General features: G+C 42.0%; 24 protein-coding genes. 9 read left to right on the top strand and 15 right to left on the bottom strand.

What is annotated here, in order from left to right; genetic code table 11:
* Window positions 1-10: 10 nt before the first annotated feature.
* From ACLCDV_RS06815 to ACLCDV_RS06800, 4 genes are all read right to left on the bottom strand, one after another.
* Window positions 11-535 (bottom strand): hypothetical protein, encoded by a 525-nt coding sequence (locus ACLCDV_RS06815; protein WP_411973235.1) that lies wholly within the window; start codon window positions 533-535, stop codon window positions 11-13.
* Between the two features lie 251 nt (window positions 536-786).
* Window positions 787-2,421 carry a S41 family peptidase gene (locus ACLCDV_RS06810; RefSeq protein ID WP_411973234.1) on the bottom strand — a complete coding sequence of 545 codons (1,635 nt, stop codon included), beginning with the start codon at window positions 2,419-2,421 and terminating at the stop codon, window positions 787-789.
* A gap of 220 nt (window positions 2,422-2,641) precedes the next feature.
* Entirely contained in the window at window positions 2,642-3,391 is a 750-nt protein-coding gene (locus ACLCDV_RS06805) for a DeoR/GlpR family DNA-binding transcription regulator (protein ID WP_411973233.1), read from the bottom strand.
* A gap of 4 nt (window positions 3,392-3,395) precedes the next feature.
* Complete coding sequence (locus ACLCDV_RS06800) at window positions 3,396-4,565, bottom strand: MFS transporter (protein WP_411973232.1); 1,170 nt, start codon at window positions 4,563-4,565, stop codon at window positions 3,396-3,398.
* A 75-nt stretch (window positions 4,566-4,640) separates the two neighbouring features.
* On the opposite strand from ACLCDV_RS06800, the gene ACLCDV_RS06795 reads away from it, so the two are divergent.
* Window positions 4,641-5,030: a VOC family protein gene (locus tag ACLCDV_RS06795; protein WP_411973231.1), complete on the top strand. Its 390-nt coding sequence runs from the start codon at window positions 4,641-4,643 to the stop codon at window positions 5,028-5,030.
* Between the two features lie 95 nt (window positions 5,031-5,125).
* Here ACLCDV_RS06795 and ACLCDV_RS06790 read toward each other — a convergent pair whose 3' ends face one another.
* The 3 genes from ACLCDV_RS06790 to ACLCDV_RS06780 all read right to left on the bottom strand — a co-directional run bounded on the left by ACLCDV_RS06790 (window position 5,126) and on the right by ACLCDV_RS06780 (window position 6,783).
* Complete coding sequence (locus ACLCDV_RS06790) at window positions 5,126-5,725, bottom strand: hypothetical protein (RefSeq protein ID WP_411973230.1); 600 nt, start codon at window positions 5,723-5,725, stop codon at window positions 5,126-5,128.
* A gap of 55 nt (window positions 5,726-5,780) precedes the next feature.
* Window positions 5,781-6,032, bottom strand: a complete 252-nt coding sequence (locus ACLCDV_RS06785) for a hypothetical protein (protein WP_411973229.1) — start codon at window positions 6,030-6,032, stop codon at window positions 5,781-5,783.
* A gap of 361 nt (window positions 6,033-6,393) precedes the next feature.
* Complete coding sequence (locus ACLCDV_RS06780; RefSeq protein WP_411973228.1) at window positions 6,394-6,783, bottom strand: hypothetical protein; 390 nt, start codon at window positions 6,781-6,783, stop codon at window positions 6,394-6,396.
* A 28-nt stretch (window positions 6,784-6,811) separates the two neighbouring features.
* Between ACLCDV_RS06780 and ACLCDV_RS06775 the strand changes: the two genes are divergently transcribed.
* A complete protein-coding gene (locus ACLCDV_RS06775) occupies window positions 6,812-7,309 on the top strand; it encodes a hypothetical protein (RefSeq protein ID WP_411973227.1) in 498 nt (165 codons plus the stop codon).
* A 142-nt stretch (window positions 7,310-7,451) separates the two neighbouring features.
* Window positions 7,452-8,390 (top strand): energy transducer TonB, encoded by a 939-nt coding sequence (locus ACLCDV_RS06770; RefSeq protein WP_411973226.1) that lies wholly within the window; start codon window positions 7,452-7,454, stop codon window positions 8,388-8,390.
* 6 nt (window positions 8,391-8,396) lie between these two features.
* Here the strand turns inward: ACLCDV_RS06770 and ACLCDV_RS06765 are convergent, their stop codons facing one another.
* Together ACLCDV_RS06765 and ACLCDV_RS06760 are read right to left on the bottom strand one after the other, a co-directional pair.
* Window positions 8,397-9,761: a hypothetical protein gene (locus ACLCDV_RS06765; protein WP_411973225.1), complete on the bottom strand. Its 1,365-nt coding sequence runs from the start codon at window positions 9,759-9,761 to the stop codon at window positions 8,397-8,399.
* A gap of 290 nt (window positions 9,762-10,051) precedes the next feature.
* Entirely contained in the window at window positions 10,052-12,487 is a 2,436-nt protein-coding gene (locus ACLCDV_RS06760; protein WP_411973224.1) for a hypothetical protein, read from the bottom strand.
* Window positions 12,488-12,884: 397 nt separating this feature from the next.
* Here ACLCDV_RS06760 and ACLCDV_RS06755 point away from each other — a divergent pair, with 397 nt between their 5' ends.
* The 6 genes from ACLCDV_RS06755 to ACLCDV_RS06730 all read left to right on the top strand — a co-directional run bounded on the left by ACLCDV_RS06755 (window position 12,885) and on the right by ACLCDV_RS06730 (window position 22,788).
* Complete coding sequence (locus ACLCDV_RS06755; protein ID WP_411973223.1) at window positions 12,885-13,433, top strand: RNA polymerase sigma-70 factor; 549 nt, start codon at window positions 12,885-12,887, stop codon at window positions 13,431-13,433.
* A 39-nt stretch (window positions 13,434-13,472) separates the two neighbouring features.
* Window positions 13,473-14,711, top strand: coding sequence for a FecR family protein (locus ACLCDV_RS06750; protein WP_411973222.1), 1,239 nt, complete (start codon window positions 13,473-13,475; stop codon window positions 14,709-14,711).
* A gap of 228 nt (window positions 14,712-14,939) precedes the next feature.
* Complete coding sequence (locus tag ACLCDV_RS06745) at window positions 14,940-18,350, top strand: TonB-dependent receptor (RefSeq protein ID WP_411973221.1); 3,411 nt, start codon at window positions 14,940-14,942, stop codon at window positions 18,348-18,350.
* Window positions 18,351-18,360: 10 nt separating this feature from the next.
* On the top strand, window positions 18,361-20,121 hold the full coding sequence (locus ACLCDV_RS06740) for a RagB/SusD family nutrient uptake outer membrane protein (protein ID WP_411973220.1): 1,761 nt from the start codon (window positions 18,361-18,363) through the stop codon (window positions 20,119-20,121).
* 9 nt (window positions 20,122-20,130) lie between these two features.
* Window positions 20,131-21,537 carry an alpha-L-fucosidase gene (locus ACLCDV_RS06735; RefSeq protein WP_411973219.1) on the top strand — a complete coding sequence of 469 codons (1,407 nt, stop codon included), beginning with the start codon at window positions 20,131-20,133 and terminating at the stop codon, window positions 21,535-21,537.
* Between the two features lie 216 nt (window positions 21,538-21,753).
* Window positions 21,754-22,788, top strand: a complete 1,035-nt coding sequence (locus ACLCDV_RS06730; RefSeq protein ID WP_411973218.1) for a leucine-rich repeat domain-containing protein — start codon at window positions 21,754-21,756, stop codon at window positions 22,786-22,788.
* A gap of 238 nt (window positions 22,789-23,026) precedes the next feature.
* Here ACLCDV_RS06730 and ACLCDV_RS06725 read toward each other — a convergent pair whose 3' ends face one another.
* The 6 genes from ACLCDV_RS06725 to ACLCDV_RS06700 form a co-directional block, all read right to left on the bottom strand.
* Window positions 23,027-23,407 carry a hypothetical protein gene (locus ACLCDV_RS06725; RefSeq protein WP_333576984.1) on the bottom strand — a complete coding sequence of 127 codons (381 nt, stop codon included), beginning with the start codon at window positions 23,405-23,407 and terminating at the stop codon, window positions 23,027-23,029.
* Between the two features lie 153 nt (window positions 23,408-23,560).
* Window positions 23,561-24,073, bottom strand: a complete 513-nt coding sequence (locus tag ACLCDV_RS06720; protein ID WP_411973217.1) for a hypothetical protein — start codon at window positions 24,071-24,073, stop codon at window positions 23,561-23,563.
* A 267-nt stretch (window positions 24,074-24,340) separates the two neighbouring features.
* Window positions 24,341-24,790, bottom strand: a complete 450-nt coding sequence (locus tag ACLCDV_RS06715; RefSeq protein WP_411973216.1) for a hypothetical protein — start codon at window positions 24,788-24,790, stop codon at window positions 24,341-24,343.
* Window positions 24,791-24,909: 119 nt separating this feature from the next.
* A complete protein-coding gene (locus ACLCDV_RS06710; protein WP_411973215.1) occupies window positions 24,910-25,269 on the bottom strand; it encodes a hypothetical protein in 360 nt (119 codons plus the stop codon).
* A 406-nt stretch (window positions 25,270-25,675) separates the two neighbouring features.
* A complete protein-coding gene (locus ACLCDV_RS06705; RefSeq protein ID WP_411973214.1) occupies window positions 25,676-26,308 on the bottom strand; it encodes a hypothetical protein in 633 nt (210 codons plus the stop codon).
* 109 nt (window positions 26,309-26,417) lie between these two features.
* Window positions 26,418-26,615: a hypothetical protein gene (locus ACLCDV_RS06700; RefSeq protein ID WP_333576980.1), complete on the bottom strand. Its 198-nt coding sequence runs from the start codon at window positions 26,613-26,615 to the stop codon at window positions 26,418-26,420.
* Window position 26,616 lies beyond the last annotated feature (1 nt).

The raw sequence follows: 26,616 nt of genomic DNA, 5'->3' as shown, positions 1-26,616 counted from the left end.
TTATTTATCTTTACTCCGCGTAATATCCCGCTACTCCAATGCCAATCGTCCAAAAGAACTTTGACTTTTTAAGGTCCTCCAGCAGCATATCCGCATTGTCTTCATATTCGCCATCGGCTTTGATTTCCTCAATCTCCTCCTGAACATCCTCTTCAGTAATCTGTCTCCAGACACCAACAGAGCTATTTAAAAATGTATAGCAATATCCCGCTTCGGCATCATCAACCTCACCCGCATTTTTATCACTCAGGATGCTTAAAAGTTCAGACGCTTCGACCTGAAACGGATTAACACCATAGATACTGATTTCAGTTTTTTCTGGATAGGGTCCATTGATGCTTTCTATAAATTCCAATGTTCCCTGATCATTAAAATCAAGTCTCAATTCGAGTTCATCATAATAATATTGGTCGTCCAGCGCATCTGAAGGAGCACCAAGTACACGTTGAACTTCAGCACGGCCCGCACCGAGATTAACCTGACCAATACCTTCAATTTGAATCCCAACAAGTGGGATTAGTTCGATCTTTTTCATGCGTATTCAGTAAATTACAAAAAGGATACCTGCATCAATAACACTTGAACATCTGCTATCGTTTTATTCAATGATGAACATAGCTACAGCTTTATGCTAACATAAATTTACACTAATTCCCATTAAATAGTTACTTAATGACTATTATGCCCATACACCTAAAGAAAAATTCGATGATTTTTTTAGCCTAGATGCCACAGGCGAATACCCCAAACGGTTTAAGGTAGACTAACAGAAACTCATCGCCCGCATTATTTTCTCTCGATGAGTTTTTGAATGCGCAATTCCTCTAATGCCACTTTTAAAACCGTATCCTCATTTTTCCAAAGGTCAGCCAAAGTCTGCTCGCACTGGATATCAGGTTGGACACCTTTTCCAATGAACTCAGATTCATCTGCTAGTAAATCGCGTTTGGAGCATATTCTGGCAGTGATATTACCGACCAAATCAATCATCAGCGGCTGTCCCGAACTTCCTCCAGTCGCTTCACCTATGATCTTACCCCGCGAAAGCACCCGAAAAGCTGCCGCAAAATCTTCTGCTGCAGAAAAAGTGCGTGCACTTGTCAGCACGACTACCGGCTTACCGTAATGATGTTCAGGATCTGCTTTTAAGTAGCCTCTTCCCAACTCAACTGGCTGATTATAACCCCAAGCTCGAAAGGAAGGTTTGTAGGTACGGGTATAGGCAGCATTCCCCCATTGTCCCTGACTGATCAAGCTACCCAATATTGACCAACCGTACCCCGTACTTCCGCCACCATTATTACGTACATCAAAGATAATAGCATCCGCTTTGGCTATCTGGTCAAAATATTGTCTGAAACCTTTCACCACTTCATCTGAACCGAAACTATTCAGAATCACATGGGCAATATTCCCTGGAAGCATCTTAAATTCAAAAGGTAAATAATTGACTTTTGCAGATCGTTCACTGGCTTTCACCCGATCAATAATGCGTTCATACTTCTTACCTTTACGGTCGCTCAGCAGTAAGCGGATAGGTTCATCCACTTTACCCCGAAACAATGCATATTCATAGCCCCGCACCAGCCGGTCCTGTTTTGTTGAACAGCTTTGGTATGGGATAATCGCTTTTTCAGCATAATCCTTCACAGGCATACCGTTTACCTGCAGTATTTCATCCCCTACAACAATACCTGCCTGAGTCAACTTGTTGTCATATACCCCTACAACAATCACCTTATCTTCGATCATACGGCTACGAAGTAATGGCCGTGCATAAATAGAATCAATGAGTTCCTGCGGAGCATTTACGTTAGTATGTGCGTCATGCAATTGTGCGACCATCTCTTCTAATAAAAACACATACTGCAGCGTAGAAGTAGCCTGCTCAACTTTAGGAAGATAAGTCCGATACAACGAATCAATATGCACAGGAACCGATAGATCAAAATTGGCAAAGTTATATTTGAGCTCGGACCACAATTTGGAGAGCCCTATGATCTTCTCTTCTTGGGATAGATTCGCTCGAAAGGGCGATTTCAAAAATTTACTATCCCAGAACCCTTTATCATTAAAAAAGAGCTTATTGAAACGTTGGTTTCTTTCAGCATTCCGCTTGACCCGACCGATAAGATCCTCCCAGGCCACATGTTTGTGCAGGCTGACGAGATCACTATCTTCGGAGATGGTTTTGACATTATCAAAATTATCATTATCTATTGCTGCCTCCAGGTATTTAAGCGCAATCTCACCATCACCTTTCACGGCAAACAGACATGCCGTATTATAATTAGATGGTTGATATTGCCCCTTCTCGATCTGTTTATAAACAGTGTCAAGGCGGTTCGTATTATTTTGTCCAAAAGACGACAAAGCGGTACATAACCCAACAGTAATACTAAATAAATGTCTTTTTCTCATAATTTATTGTCTACATTTATAATATAGTCATAAAAAACAAGAATTTGTTGCATTCACCTTCCCTATTCACTGGATTTGCAACCTTGAATCGCTTTAAATTATTCAGCACTATACTTCTTGACAGATTTATCTATCACATTAAAATATTAACCACATATGGTAACCCAAATGATTATTCATTGAATTCTACTACAGTACAAGGTCAAAACGGTCGGGTTGACTAAACAATCTGCAGATCCATATTTCTAAATAGATTCAATTCGGGATCATTTGAGTCCAGGTCGGTGATTAATGCCGTGAGCGAATCTATTGGACACACCCTAAACAGTTCACCTTGATAAAGCTTATTCTGGCTGGCTAATGCTATTGTTTTCTTTGCACATTGAACCATCATCTTTTTGGTTTCGCCATCTGCAGCTGAGGCTGCCGAAACGCCGAGCTCAGGATCTACAGCACAAGTTCCCATGATAAAGATATCGGCATTATACTTAGCAACTTCCATACAGGTCGTGATGCCTGAAGTTACTGCCAGATCGGATTCAAAATTACCACCCAAAAAAATAAGTTCTACATTTTTCAACTTCTCGAGCAGTGGCACAATGGAAAAATTATTTGTAACTACCCGAATCCGGATATCCAATGGCATCGCATTCACTACGGCCCATGTCGTGGTGCCACCATCCACAAAAAGGGTCATGCCATCTTTCAGAAATGGCTGTACTTTTAATGCAATAATGTCTTTTTCTTTGGTCAGAAACGATTGCCTATCCTGGAAAGTGAGCGGATCTTTTTCTCGCAGTATCGCACCACCCCTGGTCTTGGAAAGTAACCCGTTCCGATAGAGAAGTTCTATGTCGCGACGGACAGTATCTTCCGATACCGCCAACAACAGCGCCAGCTCTTCAAATTTAACCTTCCTCCGGCTCTCTAATTCACGGAGGATTACCTCAAAGCGTTCTTCTTTTAACATGTTGTTACTTCCTGATTTTATAGATAAGGGCTACCACTAGAAAAAGCAAAGCTATTGTTTCGAAAGCAATGATCAAAGAAAAATGCTGTGCAATAGCCCCCAAAAGCGCCGGCCCCGCCAGCTGACCGGCATAACCCATCGTTGAAATTACCGGAATAGCTACCGTCGGCGAAAGTCCTTCAATCCGTCCACCCTCGCTAAAAAATACAGGGACAATATTAGCGGCTCCCAATCCCAAAAGGACAAATCCAATAAGCGTCAGCGATAACCAAGGACTAAACACTACGATCAAAATACCAAACGATGCCAACAAGCTACCACCTATCACCACAACTTTACTATTCAGTTTACTTACTAATCGGTCTCCCTGCAATCTCATGACCGCCATCGCAACGGAGAAGGCCGCATATCCAATTCCCGTAAACTCAGGAGATACTCCTTTGTGATCCCGCAAGAAAATCGCACTCCAATCCAGCATTGCTCCTTCCGAAAGAAAGGCAATGAAACACATCAATCCAAGTATCAACACACTCCACCTGAGCCACTGAAATTTTCTGTTGGAAACCTGAGTCTCATCAATATGGGAAAACTTGACAATGATCTCCTTTTCCTTGTGATAATCCAGCAGCTTTCGATATTGTACGATCAGTAGCAGTATTAATAGAATAGCTATGGTAACTGCTGCATAAATAGGAATTAACCCCATCTTTATCAAAAAGCCCAAGCCGATCGATCCAAATAGCCCCCCTACGCTGAACAGTCCATGTAGAGATGACATTATCGGTTTACCCATTGCATTTTGTACCTGCACACCATGTGCATTCATGGCCACATCTATACCACCTATACTACAGCCAAATATAAAAAGGACACAGGCCATCAAGTAGCTATTGGTGACCATCAACAGTACAGGGAGCACTACGGCAGCTATCAAACCTGAAATCAAAATCACCTGTCTGCTCCCAACTTTACCGATAAAAAAACCAGAAAGCGGCATCGTTAATAGCGCGCCACCACCCAAGCACAGCAGTAAAAGCCCCAGTTCGCCGTCATTAAGACCAAGACGGTCCTTGGCGAAGGGTACCATCGGTGCCCAGCTTGATAATGCGAGACCACATACCAAAAACATAACCTGTGTCGCTACCTTAGCCTTAATTATCGATTCGTTCAACATATCTCATAAATTTTATATTGCAATACTATGCAAATTTGCATAATATTGCAATATAATTAAACAAAAAGATTTGCCATGCGAATAGAACACCTTGCCCTATGGGTTGATGACCTTGAGAAAACACGTGCTTTTTACGCCAAATACTTTGGTACGGTAAGCGGAGAAAAGTATCATAACCCGAAGAAAGGGTTTTCATCTTACTTCCTAACATTTGGCGAGACTGGAGCACGTCTCGAGATTATGAATCGCGTTGATATTACTACTGCCGCGGCTGATAGAAGTCTGAGTAAAGGATATACCCATCTGGCCGTTAGCGTCGGCGGAAAGGATGTTGTCGATCGTTTGACCGAGCAATTACGGTCGGATGGTTATACGGTCGCAAGCGAGCCCCGTACTACGGGCGATGGTTATTATGAAAGCCTCGTGCTCGATCCGGAGGGAAATCCGATAGAAATTGTGGCTTAAACAGTTCAAAAAATAAAGCATCACGAACACGATCGAGATGCTTTCCCTTGTTCCGCATAAAAAGTGAGCCTAAAAGGCTCTCATAAGAGCTTCTGTTAGGATTTTCTTATGACAGGATCGATCCAGTAATAGTCATGGTTGGTATGAGCGAAATACTCCATCGGCGTAACATGGCAATCAATGGTATCGCTGAGTCCGTCGTCGGTATAAGTGACTACATCTTCGGATGGCATCAGCATCCCACTCATAATGGTTCCATAATCTAGGCAATGGAGATCCGAAACCAGCACATTGACCATATTGGACTGCACCCATTTTTCCATTTCTTCCTTGCTAACACGTTGCACACGCTCGGCTAAAAACCGTGCTTCCTCCAGCTCTTTTTCGACACTGTCCGGAAAAAAAAGCAACAGGAATGCCTCATATTTATCGAATTCTTTATTTCGGATTGCTTCGTTTCGCAGAAATAACTTCTCGCCCATCTGTCCATACTGATCGGCATATTTTTTCAGTTCCATTTCGGCTAGTTCCTTATCCGACCATTGCTGCAATTCTGAAAGTGCATGGACCTCGGTACCATGGCCATCACAGTGATTGAGATACGCCCAAATATCGCCCTGTACGACTTTGGGCTTCCTGTGCTCCAGCACATTGTATCCTTGCGCTACCCATGCTTCTATTTGTTCCCTTCTCATCTTAAGCTGTTTTTTAAAAATAAACAACAGCGCAGCTACAATGGTTTTCTTTTTTCTATTTGAGATTTCTGGCTTTCAGTTGCGCATCCACCGCTTTTTCATTCTTTCCAAAATATTTAAAGAATAAAACGGCCAATATCAATGGGAAAATTGTCGGCCAGGTTATACCGGCCACAAATAGACTGTAGGCAGCGATGCCTAGACAAAAGCCAATGATGGATGCATTGATTATTTTCGTGGGTTTCGCTTTCTTCTTGAGAACCAACAACTCTTCATCGCTCAGTTCATTTAATTTCTTTTCTTCCATCTGGTCTGTACTTTTGTAGGTTAGTTATTTTATCTGTTTGATGCGAATATAATTATTTAAACGGACAGGAAGAAAATGAAAAATAAAAGTGATCAACCCGTAACCAAATTACTACCTATTACGGCATTTGTTCAGTGCTTGTTCAGTTATTGTTCAGTGCTCGTTCAGTGCTTGTTCAGTGCTCACTCAGTACAAACTGAATAAGCAGTGACTGATTACTGTCTAAATACTGATCAAATATTGTGAGTAGATACAATTTGATCGTAACAATAAACCTGCTTCTTCCTAGGCCATCCATCGGGTCAATCGTTTAGGTTTGACGCCTTACAAAATCAGTTTGTTTCCATCAGTTTTCATCCGATCAACTTTTGCTTGTACTTTTCAATGCCCATGCAACCAATATGGGCTGAAAAAATAAACGGGCGAGCCGCTTTCCGTCCGTATCCAATCCAAAGCCGTCGCGACGGTCTTTATATTGCGCAATATTTCCGGGAAACACGGCTGTAAAAAACGCTGCTGCGATTTTTCCAACGTTCGACCGCTGTTTAGCAGGTGTCAAAATCAAGGCAGCACCCAAAGCAATTTCAGCAAAACCCGAGTACAGCACCGTATCATCTTTGGGGATTGGAACCCAGTCCGGCACCTGTGCCTGGAATTCCTTGCGGGCGAAGGACAGATGTCCAATACCGGCAACAACCAAAAAGGCTCCTAATCCAACTCGTGCAATCTTCTGCATAGGTGATTTATCCATAACTTTTTTACTTAAAGTACATCATTCGATGAGAAATAGTTTGTTCAACGCTGAAGATGATCCAGCCGCAATGGAAATTAAACAAGATATCATAAGAAATCTCAAAATTTCCCACCAATCCAGGTTCTTAAAAATAGATTCTGCAAAAGATGTTCTTATTGTAAGTGATTTTATTCCGGGGTATACAAAATCAGATAAATTTCCGGAGCACGCCTATCAATTGGATCTTTTTTACAAAATTGTGGTTGATATTAAGGATCATAAGTTTAGAGTCCATCTACCAACGATCACCATTGCCTCGAATCAGAAATATGAATATGACGGATTAAATAAAAGAATTCAATTTTCGATAAACATGGCAATACGTGGTAAACGGGAGGCAGGAAGCAATATTGAAAAGCAACTGTTTATTTTTAATGAAAAAGATAAGCTAATTGAGAAAATCACAAAAGAAAAACTTGAACAGGACTTATCAGCGATTGTCCGCCTTATCATTGACCAATCGGAAGCTCCATATTGGGATTGATACATAAAGCCGCTCATCGAAAGTGAAACAAGATTATTTCACCAAAAAAATATATATTTGATCAAATGAAATTAATCCTATGCATTATTATTCCTTAAAAATATATAAATACATTATTCTTCTTGTTTTTACAGGCCTTTTGATGCCGTCAAAAGCCCAGGAGACAATCGTCAGCTACATTAAGAAAAATGGTGGTTTTACTGCAATCAAAGATTCGGCAGCTTACACGAGCATTATTCGGTTAACAGCAAATGAATTGGGGCTTCACGAATTAAACGATTACTATCCTAATGGCAATTTAAAAAGACATGGATGGACCAAAGTAGCCGACCCACGAAGATTATTTCTGGAAGGTACTATTGAAAGCTATCACAATAATGGCAACCTCGCGGTATCAGCCGGATATAAAGACAATAAACTGAGCGATACCGTAAAAAGATACTACGAAAATGGCCTTTTACGAGAAATTAGATTTTTCTCCAGTTCTGAAGCCAGTCCAAATGAATTTCTTTTTCAGGAGCAGCATAGCCGTCTACTCTATTATGCCGATTCTACAGGTCGCCAACAGATTGTGAATGGGAACGGCATGTTCGAATTTAAAGACAGCATAAATAGTGAAAAAGGGCAATATGCCGATGGTTTACGCCAAGGACATTGGGAAGGTACTTTAAAAAAGGGTAAGAGCAGGTTTGAAGAATGGTATGCAAAAGGTGTATTAAGCAAGGGCATTTGTACAGATAGTATGGATAACGTTCACCCTTATACACAACGGGATGTCAAACCGGAATACCCTGGCGGTGTAAAAAACCTGATGATCTTTATTGCACGTAATTACAAATATCCCAATGAAGCTTTAAAGGCAAAAGTATCCGGACAGCTCCTCATCAGTTTTGTCATTGAAAAAGACGGCACTGCAAATGAATTTAAAGTAATTAATGACCTCGGCTATGGAACTGCCGCAAGTGGCATAGAGGTACTTAAGAAAGCCGAAAAATGGACTCCGGGTTATCAATATGGCATGCCGGTGCGCGTGCAGTTTACTATTCCAATCCGCCTACATACAGGCCCGGCTCCAAATTAGCCTTGATCATAATCGTCTGGACTGTATCTGCTTCAAAACGGCCTGCATTTTTTCCTGATAGCGCTTATTTGACTTCGCTAATTTCACAGCTTTTTGTTGTTCTTCTTCTGCCTGCGCATAAAAACCGACCCGATACAACAATAAAGCCATCGTATAGCGGAATGCGGGCACATCAGGTTTGAGATCTATTGTTTTCTTTTGCCAACGGATCGCATCAAATATAACCTCAGCGTTATTTTTTTCAAAAGCCAGGATCTGCTGCGCACCGTAATTTAAATTAGTAGCCTGGTCATCCTGATAATATTTACGTCCCTTTCCTACGAGGGCTTTGAATTCTGCATTTTGTGCACTGTCCAATAAAAGCCGGTTTCGCGAAAACTTGATCTGTCGATCTTGTGCAAAGTCTACGCGTGACAACGAATCGGGATCGACCCGATAAAATGATTGATTGTAATAGTTTCGCGCCAACTGTACGTAAGCCACACTATCTTTCATAAGCCTTTTATATTCGAGGGGATAAAAAGCTTGCGAATTAGAAGCCCGTAAATGATTAGGCGTCCATGTCGTATAGGCAAAATAACCCACTTCTTGAGCCAAGGAGAAGTTTTTGCTGTCAAGCGATTCCCGAAATGTCCGTTGTATAATCCTGTTGTTTATCTTTTTACGAACTGGTAACGGCAAAGAGGAATACAGGCTATCCACCATTGTGCTATTGGTACGTGCGAGTAGATAAGATTTGCTATTATAGACTGGGCCACAGCTCAATAAAAATATAACCGTCTCAAAATTATTCAATTGCTCTATTGTCAGCTGCGCTATATAGTCACTTAATAGCTGCTGGTCTGTATATTGGTCAAATGTTTGATTGTAGCGGAGTATTTTGTGCAACAAAGACTGCTGACGCATTCCCTTTCGATATTGTGCAGTAAGAACACCGAGCGTTTCAGCTTTCGCAAGCGTATTTGCCGAGTCGAGGAGCCTTTCCAGCTCATCTCCCCCATCAACCGCCTTGTCTACTCGTAAAATAGGAATCCCATCTTTATCGGTAACGAGGTACATCGGTTTGTTCAAATAGAAAGCTCGTTGCAACGGATGGTCAAATTCATCCCGATCCACCTGAACGATTCCCGACACAAACTGCGTACTGAGCATATCTTTTGCTTTTTTTGAAACAGCGCCTCTAAAAGGAATAATCTGATCGCTCCGCTGATGAACGACCAAGAACATTGGCTTATTTTCCTTTGCTGCGCGTTCCATAAGCTGCAAATAATCTTCCTCTTGCGGAAATAGCTGTTTCTGTGCTACCGCAGGGTAAACAAACATCCAACACAAAAATATGAATACAGCAGATTGTAATTTGAATTGACTCATTATTTAATTAAAATTAACTAGCAATACGTTCGCATATCATTTACAGAATCGGATAAAGGACTCGGATTCTTCTATTAAAAAAGTGAACAGCAAATTAAGATGTTCAACGACGAATAAAATAGCAAGAATGAATGCATAAAGCTAATCAAATATCAATAAAAATCCACAACAAAATTAACGCTGTACATAAAAAATTAATAACGAAAAGAAAGCACAGCAATAAGCAGTCTGGATTTGTTCAACTGCAAACTGACAAAAGCTGAACATCGACCGTTTCAAAATCGTTTCACTTACTTTTTATTATTTTTTATCATACGGCGATAATAGACGACCTTACCTGTCTCCGTCAGCCCCTGGATTGTTATCCAAACCCCTTTATTGCGACTGTTGTTGTAGAATACAAATTCTTTAGACTGCTCGGCCTGATTAAAATCAAAAAACGGATCCCAGTACAAGGTCAAGCGAGTATCCAACCCAGAAGACAGACGCATTGCCGTCGACGAATAAACCTTATTAGTATACGCTTTTAAAGGCATATAACCTGCTATAGTTTCATGATATTCATCAGATCCCAAATCCCGATTTACCTCTGCCGGACTATATTCAAAGACAAGCAGCACATTTGTACCGGAATACACCGGAGAGCTATAGGTACGGTAAAACTTCAGATAAGGATAGTTAGACACATCCTCATCCAAAAACGATAATTGGTACTGCCGATTCAATTCTTCTAATTTGTCGGGATCAGTTTTTGTTTTTTTTACGACGTTGGACAGTCCACTGCCGTCCGCAGCTGCTTTCGCAACGTCGCCGGTTCCCCCGGCTAACTTTCCATTAAGAATAATCGAAACACTTTGCGCGGGGACTTTAGTAGCAATATACTCACGTAGAGACTGACTCATTCTAATAACCGAGCTGTCCATCAATGGAAGCAAGATTAAATCTGGTTGGTGGACAGTCTGAGGTTCTATCGTTCTGAAACGAAATTGCAAACGATCAATTTCCCGTTGCCTGCGCGTCCGCGTTACCTGCACTGTCTGCAGCACCCGATTTCCGTGCGCATCCATTGTAAAATAGTCTGAGTGAAGTCCCTTTAAATTATCCAACTCTCTTCTACTTGCATTAGCGGCCTGTACAGGTATTAGGATGGGATAGCGATAATTTTTGGGATCTGCAAATTTATACTGAACAGTAAAAGGGGTAAATTTCAGCTTTCGATAGATCTGTATAACCCTGGTTTCTAACGAATCAAATATAATCGAATTGGGCACCGCAAAATTTCCATTTTTGTCAAACATCAACTCAGTATATTGCATGCGTGGTATTTCGGGATACTGATAGCCAAAAGAAATCCCCCTTGCAGGTAAATTTCTTTTTTTTCCTTTGTTTACTTCATCCAGATAATCGGAATAGAATTTAGCCCATGATCCCTTTTTCAGGCGGATCTGGCCTTGTATCTTTATTGGAGGATCCACCACCGTTAATTCGCTACTGGGACAATAGCTATCATCCCAAGTTTGCCCCTGGATAAAAAGATTCTTATTTTCTGTACGTTCCCACAACAGCTGCGGATTAACTAAAGGCTGTTGGCTTAAAGGCTGAAAGTAAATATCCGTCAACATACTTTGCGTGGTATCTACGGCGACTTCGGCATCAACTACCGAAACCGACAGACGTGCCATCTTCTCGCCCTTAGGCAAGGTCACTGTAACTATACCTTCCGATTTTTCCTGAAAAGTACTGCTGACTGAGACAATAGGGCTTACTTCAATCTGTTCGTCGTCAATAAGCAAGCTTGTCCGCGATACGACCTGCTGTTTATCCCGTACGACAGCCTGCAAAATACCATATTCAAGATCCGCTTTCTTTAACGGAATATTCGTCTTTTTTCCTTCTTTGAGGTTGAACTCTTGATCAAAAAGGGCTCTTTTTCCTATTCCTACAGTGACATGAACAAGCTGGCTAGGCAGGTTGGTCTGCAATTGAACAAGTACCAGTGAATCCTGTTTTACCAAAGCAACCTTAGCACCCTGTACCACTGGTTGAATTTTGTCTTTATGCAGTATACCCAGCGGATCTGCCCATTGGAGCATATAACTCCGATCTGGCTCAAAAATCGTCCGCAGCGTAGCAAAGCCAGCCGAGTCTGTCCTAAACTCCGCGATTTCACCGGCCTTTTCATCCACCATTTTTCCCTTAACAAAAGCTGGATATCCCCTACTGTCCAATGTTTGGATCAGCAGGGTATTTTCCAGTCCAGAAAGTAAGATCCCCCCCTCAGGCTGTTGCACAAGCTTGAACTCCGGTACTTTTTCAAGGGTAGATGTAGGATTTTCATGAGAAAGCTGCAGAATGCCCAATTTTTTAAAATAGGGCCTACTATTGACGCAGGAGTCCAAAAGAGTATTGGCATTGATAAAAATCTCTTGACCAGGATAGCCTGCAGGTATGGTAAAATAGCTCGCTGTGACACCATCTTTGATTAAGGCCACTGATTGCCATATCTCCTTTCCCCCCTCGTCGATCAGTTTCATGTACATATTGTGGAGATCTCGAGCGATAGCTCCATCCTTTACAAAATAGCCCTTAAACCAGACCGTGTCTCCAGGCAAATAATAGTCTCGATCAGTATGTAAGTAAAGTTGGCTCGTCTGGCCGTAGGTCGATTGAAAAAAAAACATCAGCAATAGGATGTGCAGCAAAAGTCTAACGATGTATTTCATCATTCGGTTTGATTTATTGGATTAAATAGGATAATAGGGCTACGGCTAAAAGTGCAACAGTAAGGGCTATCATCTATTTATTGAAAAGAAATAGATTCAATAGTTTATCGTTTATTGCAATTGGTTTCTATCTGAAAATTGAAAAGAAAAATTGAATAAAAAAAATATAATTTCGAAACAATCGATTGCGTATTTTTTAATCGAGCGGATAAACAAATATTAAATCGTGACCTTCATCTCATTTTGATGGGTTACTCATGAACTTTAAGCTCAATCGTTTTCGAAGAAATAAAATCACCAGCACCTGCTCTCACGCTAAAAGCTGAGCATATTTCCCTATCTTTATACCGTGCTCTTAAAGCATCTGTTATGTCAATTTCTTTATACATGATCAAACAAGTTGGAAAATTTGCAGATAGATTTACCTTACACTATTGAATCTCTTTTTCAGCAATACTACCGACTGCTTTGTCTCTTTGCAAACAATATCCTCCACGACGAAGCTTTAGCTGAAGACGTTGTTCAGAGCTTTTTCGCAGGACTCTGCGAGGACCGCAATACCTTACCCGATGATGAAAATGCGCGCCGGGGCTATCTCTTCATTTCCATCCGCAACAATTGCCTCAAACATATCCGCCGTGAAAAAATAAAAAGTAAATACGTCGACCAGCTTGACAAGGATATGATCGAAGAACAGACGGTCATGGATGCCATGATACAGGCCGAAGTCATCGACCAGCTCATGGAAGCGGTTAATCAACTGCCCCAGGGCTGCAGACAAGTATTACACATGGCCATCTTCGACAAACTCTCCAACGAAGAAATTGCGGGCAACCTGACCATTTCCATCAATACCGTCAAAAGCCAGAAAAAAAGAGCCATACAGCTTCTCAGATCACGTTTAGATGCACATGCACTCCTCCTTTTGTTATTTTTACTAACTGATTAACAATCATTTAAAACTTTATTTTTTTTTCTTTCCATCCTTTTGCGTCCCCTGTGGCTCTTCTCCTTAAACAGCCAATTGAACATCATGATGGATCACCAATTTATACTCGTCGATTTCTTAGTCAAGCACTTTAGCGGGACATTGAGCCAAGCTGATATGCAGGCTCTCCAAAAAATCTTTGAAGATGATCCGACCCTACGCGAACAATGGGAACGATATACCAGTCAGGGGCTCAGATCTAGCGATGCAGAGTTCTGGGATAGACTGGACCTGGATCAGGCTCGAACGAAAATTTTACACTACGCTTCGGCCAAACCGGTAAAACGACCATTACAGATCGGCAATATGCGCCAGCTAATGATCTATGCAGGTCTTGCAGCCAGCCTGCTCATCTTTTTAGGTGTCGCATGGTTTTTAAACGCTACTCCTCAGGACAAACAAATTGTCGCCGATCACGTCTATCAGTATAACAACGATGTATTACCCGGTGGACAGAAAGCCACCCTCACGCTCTCCAATGGTAAAACTGTTGCACTCTCTGAGCAGCCGACAATTGTACAGGAAACGCATGGCGAACAGCTGCAGATCATAGATGGCCAACTGCACTACAAACCAAGCAGTGGGCAGACCGAACTTGCAAACCTAAAAAACACGTTGAAAGTACCCGAATCGGGCTTCTACCGGATGGTATTGCCGGACGGCACCAAAGTCTGGATCAATTCAGCTTCTGAGCTAAGCTATCCTTTGGCCTTTGGTAAATACACCCGCAATGTAGAACTACGGGGTGAGGCTTATTTTGAAGTAGCTCACGAAAAAAACCGGCCCTTCATCGTCAGCACGGTCCACGGTGATATTAAGGTACTGGGGACCGCCTTTAATCTGACGGCTTATAGTAATGCAACTTCCAATGTCACATTGGTCAACGGCAGTATCCAGCTGACCAACAAGAATAAAACGAGCAAGCAAATTGTACCCGGGCAAAAAGTCGAATTCGATGGCAGCACCATGCGCGTCTCTCAGGCAAATATCGAAAAGGAAACCGCCTGGCAACATGGCTATTTCTATTTCGAACACGACCAGATTCAGGACATCATGGAACAACTGGCACGCTGGTATGACATCCAGGTTATCTACAAAGGCCCGATCAGTAAGAAAAAGTTTGGCGGCAGCATGAGCCGAAGTGTAAGCCTCGCTGAAGCCTTGGAACTCATTAAACGCGGAGCCGGCCTTGAATTTGAAATTGATGGAAAAACCGTCACCGTAAAGACCAAAAACTAAAAAGATAAACCAATTATTGAAGGAGGACGGATTATGATATAAAAATTTACAAAAAGACTAACGGTACCCAGTCCAGAGGTGCCCTCCGCAGGTGTGAACCTGCCGCAATGAAAACCTAAAAAACTAACCCTTTTGCTGAAAAATATGAATTACTTTATCAAATGTAAAAATTACCTATTCGGGAACAGAATGATCGAACCGAGTTTTTCGCCTCTTATCACGAAAAAAATGAAAGCAAGCTTATTTCTGGGTTTACTATTTACCTATGGAGTATATGGTAAAACCGAAGCCCAGCAGGTCACCTTGAATATCAATAAAGGAAACCTCAAAACCGTCTTTCAGGAAATCAAGAAACAGACCGGTTATCATTTCTTTTATGATGAAAGCCTATTTAATGGCCTAAACATGGTCACAGTGCATGCAAACAACCAAAAGCTGGAGAATGTGCTCAAAGAGCTTTCGGACGAATTGCCAATGACGTTTGAAATTCACAGGCAGCACATTATCGTCCTGCCAAGTTCGACCAAAATTGAACAACAGGCACAACAACAATATACCATCAGTGGCCGTTTGCTTGCTACCAAAGACGGCGCTCCTATTGAAAATGCGACGATCAGACTAAACGGCAGCAATAGCCGTACGTCGTCGGATGCTAAGGGTAACTTTACCCTTAAATCAACACAGTCAGAAGGAAGCCTGACTATTTCGCACCTGTCTTTCAAACAGCAGACAGTCCGTTTTAACAGTGCCAATGCAAACGCCCTAACAATCTCACTGGAAGAAAATGACAGTGCACTCGAAGAAGCCGTTGTTGTCGGTTATGGTACGCAAAAGCGTATCAACCTAACGGGTGCCGTAGACAATGTCAGCGGTGATGTATTAAAAAACAGACCGATCAACAATGTAGCCCAAGGTTTACAAGGCGCGATCCCCAACCTCACCATAACTCCGTCAAGTGGTAACCCTGCGAGCAATCCGGGCATCAATATCCGCGGTACCACCTCGATCAATGGTGGTGGTCCACTTGTACTGGTGGATGGTGTGGAGATGAATATGAACCTGGTTAATCCAAATGACATCGCCAATGTTACGGTTCTCAAAGACGCCTCCTCGGCTGCGATATACGGTGTGCGTGGTGCCTTTGGTGTCATCCTGATCACCACCAAAAGCGCAGCCAATGTGGATAAGACAACGGTATCTTACAACAATAATTTCGGTTTCTCGCAACCCAGCATTTTTCCGGAGATTGTCAAGAAGAATTACGAGCATGCTGAATATATCAATCAGGCCATGCTCAACGCGGGTCTCGCACCGATGTACGATGATGCCACAGTCGCCGGGATGAAGGCCTGGACAGCCGATCCAGCCAATAATCCGGTTTATGAAGTCGTTGGCGGCAGTTATCGTTTTTATGGGTACAACGACTGGCAAAAGATGCTGATGAAAGACTTCGCATTCTCTCAAAGGCACAATATCTCGTTATCTGGAGGTACCGAAAAAACGAAGTTCTTCAGCTCCGTGGGCTACAATAATCAGACTGGCCTCCTCAAGATCAACAGCGATCAGTTCAAACGGCTCAATACCCGCCTAAGTGTCGAAAACCAGACCACAGACTGGTTAAAGCTAGGTTTGCGTGCCCTCTATAATCATACGGACAACGACGAACCTTACAATTATGGTAACTCTATCTGGCACCAGTTTGTCTTTACCAGTCCGGTACGTCCTTATCAGTGGAACGGCGATCCCGCCTATCCGCAATATGACAAATACAATGGCATGTATTTCGACGATCAAAACCCTATCCCACTGTTGGAAAAAGGTGGACGCAACCATTCCATGAATGAAGATATCTGGACCTCTTTCAATGCCGACCTCAAATTCATGCCAGGCTGGACAGGGCATGTCGATTTCAATTACAACCTGAATATCGACAAAAACACCTCCCAGCGCAAGAAAGTGGATATGATCAAATCCAATTTTGTTCCGACGGAAGGAAATTCAACCAACAACTCCTACAGTGTCGAAGACAATCGCAGAGATTACTACTCATTCAATGCCTATACACAGTATGAGAAAACGTTGGCCAAACATTATTTCAAGGGAATGGTGGGGTATAATCAGGAACTGACCAAATACGGTTCCAACAAAGGAACACGTCTAGGCATCCTCAATCAGGAGCAACCAACCCTCACACTGGGTTCTGGCGAACAGCGAGTGGAGCAAACTGGCTATGAATGGGCCCTACGTGGAGGTTTTTTCCGATTAAATTATATCTACGACGACAGATATCTACTTGAGGTCAATGGCCGTTATGATGGCACCTCGCGTTTTCCAAAAGACAACCGTTTTGTATTCCTGCCTTCGGTTTCGGCCGGATGGCGCATCTCTGAGGAAAACTTTATGCGCTGGTCACGCAAAACCCTCTCGAATCTAAAACTACGCGGCTCCTATGGCGAACTGGGCAATCAGCTCCTCACCTCGAGCAGTTGGTCGGGTAATACCCGCTATTACCCCTTTGTGCCTTTTATGTCAGCAGGTATCTCCAGTAACTATATTTTCGGCAATCAGACGCAGGTGATCGTCAATCCACCGACACTGGTTTCTAATAGTCTGACCTGGGAGAAGGTGGCTACATTCAACTTAGGAGCCGATCTTGCGTTCTTTAATAACAAGCTCGACGCTTCTTTCGACTGGTACCGCCGCACCACCTCCGATATGCTCACCAGTGTTGTCTATCCTGAACTGCTGGGAGCGACCTCTCCTGTAGAAAATAAAGCCGAGCTCCGCACTAAAGGCTGGGAACTATCACTGAGCTGGAAGGACAAAGTCAACGAAAAGCTCTCTTATTCCCTGGGGTTCAACCTCGGCGATTCACAGGCCGAAATCACCAAATTTGACAATCCTACCCGTTCACTGACCAACTACTATGTGGGCCAGAAAATAGGCGAAATATGGGGCTATACTACGGAAGGCTTTTTTGTCGATGCCGATGACGTGGCCAACCATTCCGATCAATCTCGCCTGGGAAGCAACTGGGCAGCTGGTGATATCAAATACCTCGAACGTGACAATGTTCAGAAGAACGGTAAAAATGAAATTTCTCCGGGCGACAATACCGTGGACAATCCAGGCGACCGTTCAATCATCGGAAATACCACACCGCGTTACACCTACGGTTTTAATGGTGGCATCAACTATGCAAATTTCTCTCTAGACCTCTTTATTCAGGGTGTTGGCAAACGTGATTTCTGGCCGTCAGGACAGGCATTCTGGCCTGTAGCGACCCAGTACTTCGCTACCCAACAATGGTGGATAGACGATACCTGGTCACCGACCAATACCGATGCATACTTCCCACGGGCGGTAGCGCGCAGTACAAAAAATCAGCAGACGCAGACCAAATACCTGCAAGATGCATCTTACCTGCGCCTCAAAAATGTGACGCTGGGCTATTCCTTCCAGCCGAATATCTTACGTAAATTAAAACTATCCAATGCGCAGGTATTCCTCAGCGGCGAAAATCTATTTTTCTTTTCACCGATCAAAGGAAGTTATGACCCTGAGGCAGCTGCTGGCGGCGGGGCCATGATCTATCCGTTCTCAAGGACCTATTCATTTGGAATCACTTTAACGTATTAAACCTACAGCAATGAAAAAATATTCTATTCCTATCCTTTTCTCCCTAGCCATCGCCTTCCAGTCCTGCAACGACAGTTTTTTGGATCGGCTACCGACAACAGATTTAAATGATGGCCTTTATTGGAACTCCGAAGATGACCTGAAAGCCTATGCCAATGGCATCTATAATCAGGCGGGAAACAATGCCGACTATATGTTTTTCCTCGGTTTCACCAATACTGCCTTTGGCAGTGCAACACATGCCGTTGTACCGATTGAGTCACAGACGGACAACCATGGTTCGCGCGCTTCCGAACACGAGACATTTATCCGTCGTGCGGCAGGTCAGCAGACGGTACCGAGTGATGCGGGCCAAGGTGGCTGGTTGTGGCCATTTCTACGCGTTTGTAATGTCATGCTAGCCAACTATCAACATGTCCCTATTGCCGAATCGATTAAAAATCAATACGCCGGCGAGGCCCTCTTTTTCCGCGCCTGGTTCTATCTCGATAAAGTACAAAACTATGGCGACGTACCTTATGTCTCCACACCGCTGAATACCGATTCACCACAGCTTTTCGACAAACGTACACCCCGCAAGCAGGTGATGGATTCTGTCTTACGTGATATCAATCTGGCTATCGAATATCTACCGACAAGCTGGACCAATGGTGCCGGCCGCATTACCAAGTATACCGCATTGGCCCTCAAGTCGAGACTGGCACTTTACGAAGGGACCTATCGCAAATACCATGGGCTGGGTGATGCCGAAAACTACCTACGCGAATCACTCGATGCCTCCGAGAAGTTGATGGCAAGCAATGTTTACAAAATCTACAACACAGGTAAACCAAAAGCCGATTACCGTTCGCTCTTTATCAATTCGGAGCTGGCAAGCAATCCCGAAATCATTATGGCCCGCAATTATGTCAAGGGCATTTTGACTCACAATATGAGCGGTTATGTACAGACACTGAATGCGGGCCCTACACGTGATTTTGTCGAGGACTTCCTTTGCATCGAATCCGATGGCAGCGCAAAACCCATCGGCTTAAGCAGCATATACAACGATGCGACTATCGAAAACGTATTTAACAACCGCGATGCACGCCTTGCACAGATCGTCCTCGACCCCCGCGAGGAGCAGGCGATATTCCGTTCCAATGTGGGCTATCCACGGCTATTGGGTATGGGGGGCGACATCAGTGCAACAGGTTATCACCTGATCAAATATTTCGATTATGACCAACGGCAGCTGGCAACCAATTCAGATACCGACGCCCCTATTTTCAGGTATGCAGAGATTCTGCTAAATTACGCCGAAGCAAAGGCTGAGCTGGGAAGCTTATCGCAAACAGACCTCGATCGCTCCATCAATCTGCTGCGCGACAGAGCCGGAATGCCAAAGCTGCAGCTTAATCCACCAATGGACCCGAAATACGCTGGCGAGGGCATCTCATCCAATTTGGTGGAGATCCGTAGGGAGCGCCGGATCGAGCTTTGCTATGAGCAGACCCGTTTTCAGGATCTCATGCGCTGGAAAAAGGGTTCCTATCTGGCAAAAAAAGTACTGGGTATCCGATTTGAAGATAGCGACCGCAACAGTCCACGCTTTGCCAAAGTATCGAGCAGTGTCAAAACCGTCGACGTAGGTGGCAAGAAATACATCGACGTATATGCAGGTTCAGATTTTGTCAATCGCGTGTTCGACGAAGACAAACATTACCTCATGCCACTTCCGATCAATGTATTATCAAAAAATCCAGCCTTAGGGCAAAATCCAAAATGGTAAAAAAGGCCAATGAACAAACGACAAAATCAGCTTAAAGGGATTGTCCAAAAGATCCTCATAAGTACCCTTATGCTAATTAGCGGGCAGGCCATGAGCCAGCCCGCTCCTTGGTTTACCGACAGTAAATTCGGTTTGTTTCTGCACTGGGGGCTCTATTCCCAGACCGCGGGCGACTGGAATGGACATCCCACCAAAGGCGGTGAGCATTTTATGCTTTACGAACGCATACCCGTCAAGACCTATGCAAAGATCGCCGATCAGTTTAATCCAACGGGCTTCGATGCCGACCACTGGGCACAGATGGCCCACGATGCCGGCATGAAATACCTGGTGATCACGGCCAAGCACCATGATGGGTTTGCGATGTACAATTCAGCCGTCAGCGACTATAATATCGTCAAGCGCAGCCCTTGGGCAAAAGATCCGATGAAGGAGCTTGCTGCAGCCTGTAAGAAATATGGTCTCAAGCTCTGCTTCTATTATTCACTGGGGCGCGACTGGGAGAACCCCGATGTGCCCACCAACTGGCCTACCAAAGCCGGGCGCAGCAATACCTGGGATTATCCCGACGAAGATGCCAAAGACCTCAACAAATACGTCGAAAACAAGGTCAAACCGCAGCTGCGCGAATTGCTGACACAGTATGGTCCTATCGGTATTATCTGGTTTGATACTCCCGAGCTGATCACCAAAAAACAAAGTCAGGAAATCAAAGATCTGATCCATTCCATCCAGCCCGACTGTATCATCAACAGCCGGATAGGCAATGGACTTGGCGACTATGCCGTTGTTGAGCAGTCGCTGGTTTCTACTGCCCGGAAGAACTGGGAAGCCTGCATCACGATGAGTGAAAACTGGGGTTACAATAGACATGACACAAAATGGAAAAGCCCCGAGCTGCTGGCCCGCAACCTTATTGAAGTCGTGAGCAAGGGGGGCAACCTGCTGCTCAATGTCGGCCCCAAAGGCGATGGTACCTGGCCAGTTGAAAGCCAGGAAAATCTTCGCATCATTGGACACTGGATGAAGACCAATGGTGAAGCGATTTACGGTACGACGGTCTGGAACAGAGCCAAACAAGCAATACATACCGTGCAGTCGGACAATAAAGCAACCGAAAAGGATAAAGCCAGTATGAAAGATGCTGTGAATGATGCAACGTCGAAAGAAATCGTATCAGACTACCGCTTTACGCAGAAAGGGAAAAATGTTTATCTTTTTGTGCGTAGCCCTTCAACCGCTACGATCGACATCCCGGAGCTTGCAAAAAGTAGCCTCGAGATCAAAAGTTTAGCGCTTCTGGGCAGTTCCTCAAAGGTCAAATGGACACAAGGGAGAGATGCGCTACAGCTGTCTTTACCCACTGTCAAAGACCCAGAAATCCCGATTTACGTTTACAAGATCGAAACGAAATAGTCCAGCGCCTATTTCACCAATCGCCTTACTCCCTTTAACAATAAGCTCCCTGATCATTAAATTATCAGGGAGCTTTTACGATTAACAAAGAACCTCAAACCATTATTCATCCAGGTGCAACGAATCGTAAGCCAAAGCGATCGGATATAAATCCACAGAAAAGAGCAGTCTTAAAATGTGCATCTTTGCTTCAACGACAAAAGACAAAGCACACACATGAAAAAATATATTATCGTATTCAGTCTATCCATACTTACGTTAAGCGTATCAGCGCAGAAGAAAAAGAAAAAACAGGGCCCGCCACCCGTGGTGAAACCCATCCCCGAGCCACCAAAAGTGATCGAACAGGCAGGTACTTCGGAAAGCATGCCTGTTATGATATCCATGCCCATGCGAGCAGCAGATCAGGTGCGCATCAAAAAGACGGATGGACAAGAACTCAATCTGGAGAAACTGGAGGAATTGCTAAGCACAGACCTAGCTCAGGTAAAAACCTTATCCCTGGGTTCTTCCATCTCCGGAAAGAAGCTCAGCAGCGAAATCCTGCAAAAGATTATGGACGAAGGCAATCAAATGGAGTCACTGGAAATTAGCAATCTAGACATCAGCACATTTCCTGAAATCACAGCCGCCCATCCTAAACTTAAAAAGATCGCGTTAAGCAGAAATAATCTCAGTGTACTTCCCGCAAGCATTTCCAATCTGACAGCGTTGGAAGAATTTGACTGCAATAATCCCTTGACAGGTTTGCCTTCAACCTTTGCACAACTCAAAAACTTAAAACAGCTCGGGCTCAACGGGAATCTGTTCAGCACTTTTCCCAAAGAAATTTTTAGTTTGAACAAGCTGTCATTCCTATACCTTTCGGGCAATTACAAAGGTGAGACCAAGTTAACAGATCTGCCCGATCTATTTGAGCAGTTGCCCGAATTAAAAGAACTCGGCGTAGAACATGCGGGGCTATCGACACTGCCAAAATCAATTGCTGCATTAAAGAAACTAGAAAAGGCCAATTTTTCTTTCAATCAATTTACAAGTTTCCCCGCCGCATTGTACACTAATCCCAAACTGGTGTTTGTACCATTTACAAATAATCCCCTGCAATGGGAACCGTTTTTGGCTTCTGTCAAAAAAATAAAATGGAGCGGTCTCTTCTTTTTGAACGATACGGGGCTTAGCAAAAAACAGTACGAACAGGTACAGCAGATTCTCAGCAAGACAGACGTCTATTATGATGAGATGAATGATTAAATCTTATAGTTAGCCCAAAAGATAATTTTTGGGCTAAATGAAGTTCGTTTAGAAATTTCTTTTTCGTCATCAATTCAAGTAATCTAAAACCTGTTGTTAATTTATCAATTGCAATCAAACCTTGTCAAAACCGATTGACTAAATGTCGTTCTTTTCATACCCAGTCTCTCACCCCTAAGAACTATATCATCAATTAAATTGAAGTAAATAGACGCCTTAGTGCTGTAAATTTTTATTTTCAAAATTTCATTCTCGCTATCATAATTGAGCCAATTATCATAAAAAAGAAACTCGCGATTAAAGTGAAAAGAGCAATTGTTCTTTTTACATAGACCTGCGATTTACTTAGACTTTTATAGTATTTCTCAAATACAGGATTTCTCACGGTTTGTTCAACGGGTGAACGGCCAATTAAAATGACTAATAGACTATAGATCATAATACCAAATGCCATAAAGATAGGCTCTTTAACACCTATTAATTTTAAAAACAAAAAGACAAACACTTCCCCTATATAAATTACTTTACTTAAGAATAAATAAGTTAACCCAGGAACTACATTTTCTGTCTTTCTCTTTCCTGCAAACCATTTTGATAACACAAAATCCAATTTCAGCATCTTTTTTACCACATGACAAAGTACGTACTTCTTCTTTAAATTCTAATAAACTTAAGCGGCTTTCAATATACTTTTCCAAGATTTAAAAGAGCACCTTCGCATGGAGGCTTTGTGTCTCTTTCTTAGCATAGTCGGAAATTTCTATCGTATCATTTAGAAATAATATGTTGGCTCTAGCGTTGAAGTACCAGTCTTCTTTAACTTTTCTTCTATCGACAATAGATCATATACCCGTTCGAGTCCCAATCCTGGAGCTGAAAAGTAGTAGAAACCAGGGGCCTGACTGTTTTCTAAATACTTCTTTTCATCCTGTTTATTCTTTGCAATGACCTTTAAAGTATCCTGGTCTATCTTATAAATTCCATAGGGTTTTCCCTTTGCAATTTTATCGAAATATTTAAGATTTGGGCAGTCTGGCAAAATGCTATCCCCAGTAACAAACACACTATCAATTATTCTACTATGATCTTTTGTTGTGCAATACCATCCTTTCTTCCCGCCCGGCATTCCGATCGCTCTATCGTATATGTACAATTTATTATTTTGAACAATATAGTTACCGTTATCGGTATCTTTCAAAAGATAATATACCGCATCCTTTCCCGTGGAATACCTCAATACCAACAATATATTATAATCTTGTAAAAACGGGCCATTATTAATCATGGGGATTAATGTTAGCGAGCTATCAGCATTAGTCCAAACAACGTGGTTATTATTTTCATATCTATTAAGATCGGTCGCTGTAACCCTCCGAAAAGAATCTTGACGACAACCTATTGTTAAACTCAAAAAACCAATAATCATCAGTTTCCATAATACTTTCTTTAAAATCATATTTCTCTGTTAATGATACTTCAAATTAAAAGTAAACCTTGTTCATCGCGTTACCTATGTTTGTACCGCAATCCCAGATTAGGCTTTACTTTAACGTTATAACCCCGACCATGTTGTGTTTATCAGTACCCATTTTCCAGTTGCACACTGATACTCAAATACTACGGTAGCGCCTCCTGTATTGGCAAAATGATAATTATGATTCTTATAACTAACACGGAAATCAACGATATTAACGGTCAATCTACTACCATTTAGAATTGGTAAAATCTTCCAAGCATGAATACCTTTTTTTAAACGGCTTTTATTTTTTTTATCATATACATCTATCGAGCTGAATTTATTCTTTTTATTATCCGACGAAAGATAATATGCTCGATCACTGGTATCAATCAAATAAACATCTTCATTATATGGATTTTGATCAAGATACTTTGTTTGTAATATAACTGCTGTATCAACCATGCTCTTATATTCGTCCTTACTTTGGCCATATACTATAAAGCAGACAAAAAAACTTAAAATTACTAGCACAATTTTCTTCATCTTTTACCGCGTTAATGTAGATAAATCATTATTAAACATAAATACCTTCTTTTTTTACAGGGCCACCTGAAGTAAATAACAAAACCCATCTAGCAGCATTGCGCCTTGTTTCATTAGTTTCATTCAATAAATTGCTCCTTTATCTCCGATACTACATCCGAAAAATCTTTCCACTCCAAATGCGAATAAATATCCTTGACCACACCTATCTTATTGAAAACTGAGTTAAAATAGCCCTCATTTAATACAGCTTGGAGCGCTGCATGAATCCCCTGATAAGAGAGCTCTTTTACAATAAGCATATCTGTAGACCAAAAATAAATTTCACGATTTTTCTCCATCAGTTTATCGATATTAGTCAACGTAAACAATGTTCCAAAATAAACCTCATCATTCTCCAAAATAATATTGACATCAAGGTTATCATCATATACATCGACAACTTGATAAGGAGCAGTAAATCGAACTTTAAATTTCATAAGCTTCTTACTTTTTATAAACTGTCAACCAAACTCCATCTGTCTTGTCACCTTTTTTACCACTATCTAAAGATATCTAGCGTCCCGAAATTGCACCAGCAGCTTTTTATCCATGCCTAATAGGGCGATATGCGAATGATCAAATACTTTTAAAACGAACTGCAGTTCGCACGGTGAAATATCAATATTCGAAGAATACGAGCAGTCTTCCTTAAAATACTTAAAAAGATCCCTGTACAATTATACTCTTAAGCATTCCTATGGTAAGCTTTTTCTTCTGACCCACGTCCCTTTTCAAAAACAATAAGTTAAAAATATCAAAAGACGGCTCTGGATGAAAAAAAACATTAAATAATCACCACAAGTTAACATAAAGTATTATAAGATGTTAAAGTTTTATGAGCACTTACTCATATTTTACATCGACTTCATAATAAACCTCAGGTGGACTTGGTGGATTTTTTATCGCCTCATATTTATGTTTATCCAAAAATGCTGAATTTCCGGATAAATAGATCCGGTCGATCTTCTCAAAATAATTGTAGTAGTCAATCAGCGATCTAATTTTATCCCCAAAATCCTTATCCCGAAACTTAACGATGCCGTTTTCGCTCTTATAAAAAATATCGTTATCATTATTAATCAATAAGATATCGTCTTTAGAAGTAATCAGGTAAATTTTATAGTCGCCATAGGGATACATTTTATTGTCATCGTAATTAACGGTATCTCCCTGGGTTTGATATTTATTTACTATCGTTTTATACAACTTGTTCCATTCGGCACTATCTAATAGTTTATCATGGACCTTTGCTACAGCATCGTAATCAAATATATTTCGTTGAAAAGTTGAAAAGCTAAATTTATCATCTTGGATAAGTCCATTTTCAAAGATAACTTTTATATAAGCATTGTCTGTCCTAGATGCGCTGTCTATCTTTTTATTTTCAACAACAGGTCCATTGCAGCTTGATATAAGCAACAGGCAACTTATTATGCTGGCGAACAACCAATGTAGAATCTGTTTCGTTTTTTTCATTTCAGATTGCCCATTTTTAAACATATTTTCATAATGCTATGTTACGGAAGTTTATTTCTTACGATGTTTATTGTGCTGACTTTCCATAATTGTGCTTGGATTAATGCCTTTACAAATTCCATCCAATCGGTTTATCTTCCAGATCTGTGATGTCAAGCCCATTGATTAGTGTAAAAAGTGGCTCTTCAGGAAAATTATTCATCCGCAATAGAATGAGCTTGTCGTATTCTTCATTGTAATAGTAATACCCAATTTCCGGATGTTTTTTCCAAAAAATAGTTGACGAAATTAATTCTTCATTGTTCATA

The organism is Sphingobacterium sp. Lzh-3 (assembly GCF_046764375.1).
In the GTDB taxonomy this organism is placed as follows: Bacteria; Bacteroidota; Bacteroidia; order Sphingobacteriales; family Sphingobacteriaceae; genus Sphingobacterium.
Note: the sequence above shows the minus strand (reverse complement) of the source record. Positions and strands in the feature narration are given on the sequence as shown.

What these genes read in the sequence shown, in the direction of transcription:
- ACLCDV_RS06815 (WP_411973235.1), bottom strand. Translation starts at nt 535, where the DNA reads ATGAAAAAGATCGAACTAATCCCACTTGTTGGGATTCAAATTGAAGGT.
- ACLCDV_RS06810 (WP_411973234.1), bottom strand. Translation starts at nt 2,421, where the DNA reads ATGAGAAAAAGACATTTATTTAGTATTACTGTTGGGTTATGTACCGCT.
- ACLCDV_RS06805 (WP_411973233.1), bottom strand. Translation starts at nt 3,391, where the DNA reads ATGTTAAAAGAAGAACGCTTTGAGGTAATCCTCCGTGAATTAGAGAGC.
- ACLCDV_RS06800 (WP_411973232.1), bottom strand. Translation starts at nt 4,565, where the DNA reads ATGTTGAACGAATCGATAATTAAGGCTAAGGTAGCGACACAGGTTATG.
- ACLCDV_RS06795 (WP_411973231.1), top strand. Translation starts at nt 4,641, where the DNA reads ATGCGAATAGAACACCTTGCCCTATGGGTTGATGACCTTGAGAAAACA.
- ACLCDV_RS06790 (WP_411973230.1), bottom strand. Translation starts at nt 5,725, where the DNA reads ATGAGAAGGGAACAAATAGAAGCATGGGTAGCGCAAGGATACAATGTG.
- ACLCDV_RS06785 (WP_411973229.1), bottom strand. Translation starts at nt 6,032, where the DNA reads ATGGAAGAAAAGAAATTAAATGAACTGAGCGATGAAGAGTTGTTGGTT.
- ACLCDV_RS06780 (WP_411973228.1), bottom strand. Translation starts at nt 6,783, where the DNA reads ATGGATAAATCACCTATGCAGAAGATTGCACGAGTTGGATTAGGAGCC.
- ACLCDV_RS06775 (WP_411973227.1), top strand. Translation starts at nt 6,812, where the DNA reads ATGAGAAATAGTTTGTTCAACGCTGAAGATGATCCAGCCGCAATGGAA.
- ACLCDV_RS06770 (WP_411973226.1), top strand. Translation starts at nt 7,452, where the DNA reads ATGCCGTCAAAAGCCCAGGAGACAATCGTCAGCTACATTAAGAAAAAT.
- ACLCDV_RS06765 (WP_411973225.1), bottom strand. Translation starts at nt 9,761, where the DNA reads ATGAGTCAATTCAAATTACAATCTGCTGTATTCATATTTTTGTGTTGG.
- ACLCDV_RS06760 (WP_411973224.1), bottom strand. Translation starts at nt 12,487, where the DNA reads ATGATGAAATACATCGTTAGACTTTTGCTGCACATCCTATTGCTGATG.
- ACLCDV_RS06745 (WP_411973221.1), top strand. Translation starts at nt 14,940, where the DNA reads ATGAAAGCAAGCTTATTTCTGGGTTTACTATTTACCTATGGAGTATAT.
- ACLCDV_RS06740 (WP_411973220.1), top strand. Translation starts at nt 18,361, where the DNA reads ATGAAAAAATATTCTATTCCTATCCTTTTCTCCCTAGCCATCGCCTTC.
- ACLCDV_RS06735 (WP_411973219.1), top strand. Translation starts at nt 20,131, where the DNA reads ATGAACAAACGACAAAATCAGCTTAAAGGGATTGTCCAAAAGATCCTC.
- ACLCDV_RS06730 (WP_411973218.1), top strand. Translation starts at nt 21,754, where the DNA reads ATGAAAAAATATATTATCGTATTCAGTCTATCCATACTTACGTTAAGC.
- ACLCDV_RS06725 (WP_333576984.1), bottom strand. Translation starts at nt 23,407, where the DNA reads ATGCTGAAATTGGATTTTGTGTTATCAAAATGGTTTGCAGGAAAGAGA.
- ACLCDV_RS06720 (WP_411973217.1), bottom strand. Translation starts at nt 24,073, where the DNA reads ATGATTAATAATGGCCCGTTTTTACAAGATTATAATATATTGTTGGTA.
- ACLCDV_RS06715 (WP_411973216.1), bottom strand. Translation starts at nt 24,790, where the DNA reads ATGAAGAAAATTGTGCTAGTAATTTTAAGTTTTTTTGTCTGCTTTATA.
- ACLCDV_RS06710 (WP_411973215.1), bottom strand. Translation starts at nt 25,269, where the DNA reads ATGAAATTTAAAGTTCGATTTACTGCTCCTTATCAAGTTGTCGATGTA.
- ACLCDV_RS06705 (WP_411973214.1), bottom strand. Translation starts at nt 26,308, where the DNA reads ATGAAAAAAACGAAACAGATTCTACATTGGTTGTTCGCCAGCATAATA.
- ACLCDV_RS06700 (WP_333576980.1), bottom strand. Translation starts at nt 26,615, where the DNA reads ATGAACAATGAAGAATTAATTTCGTCAACTATTTTTTGGAAAAAACAT.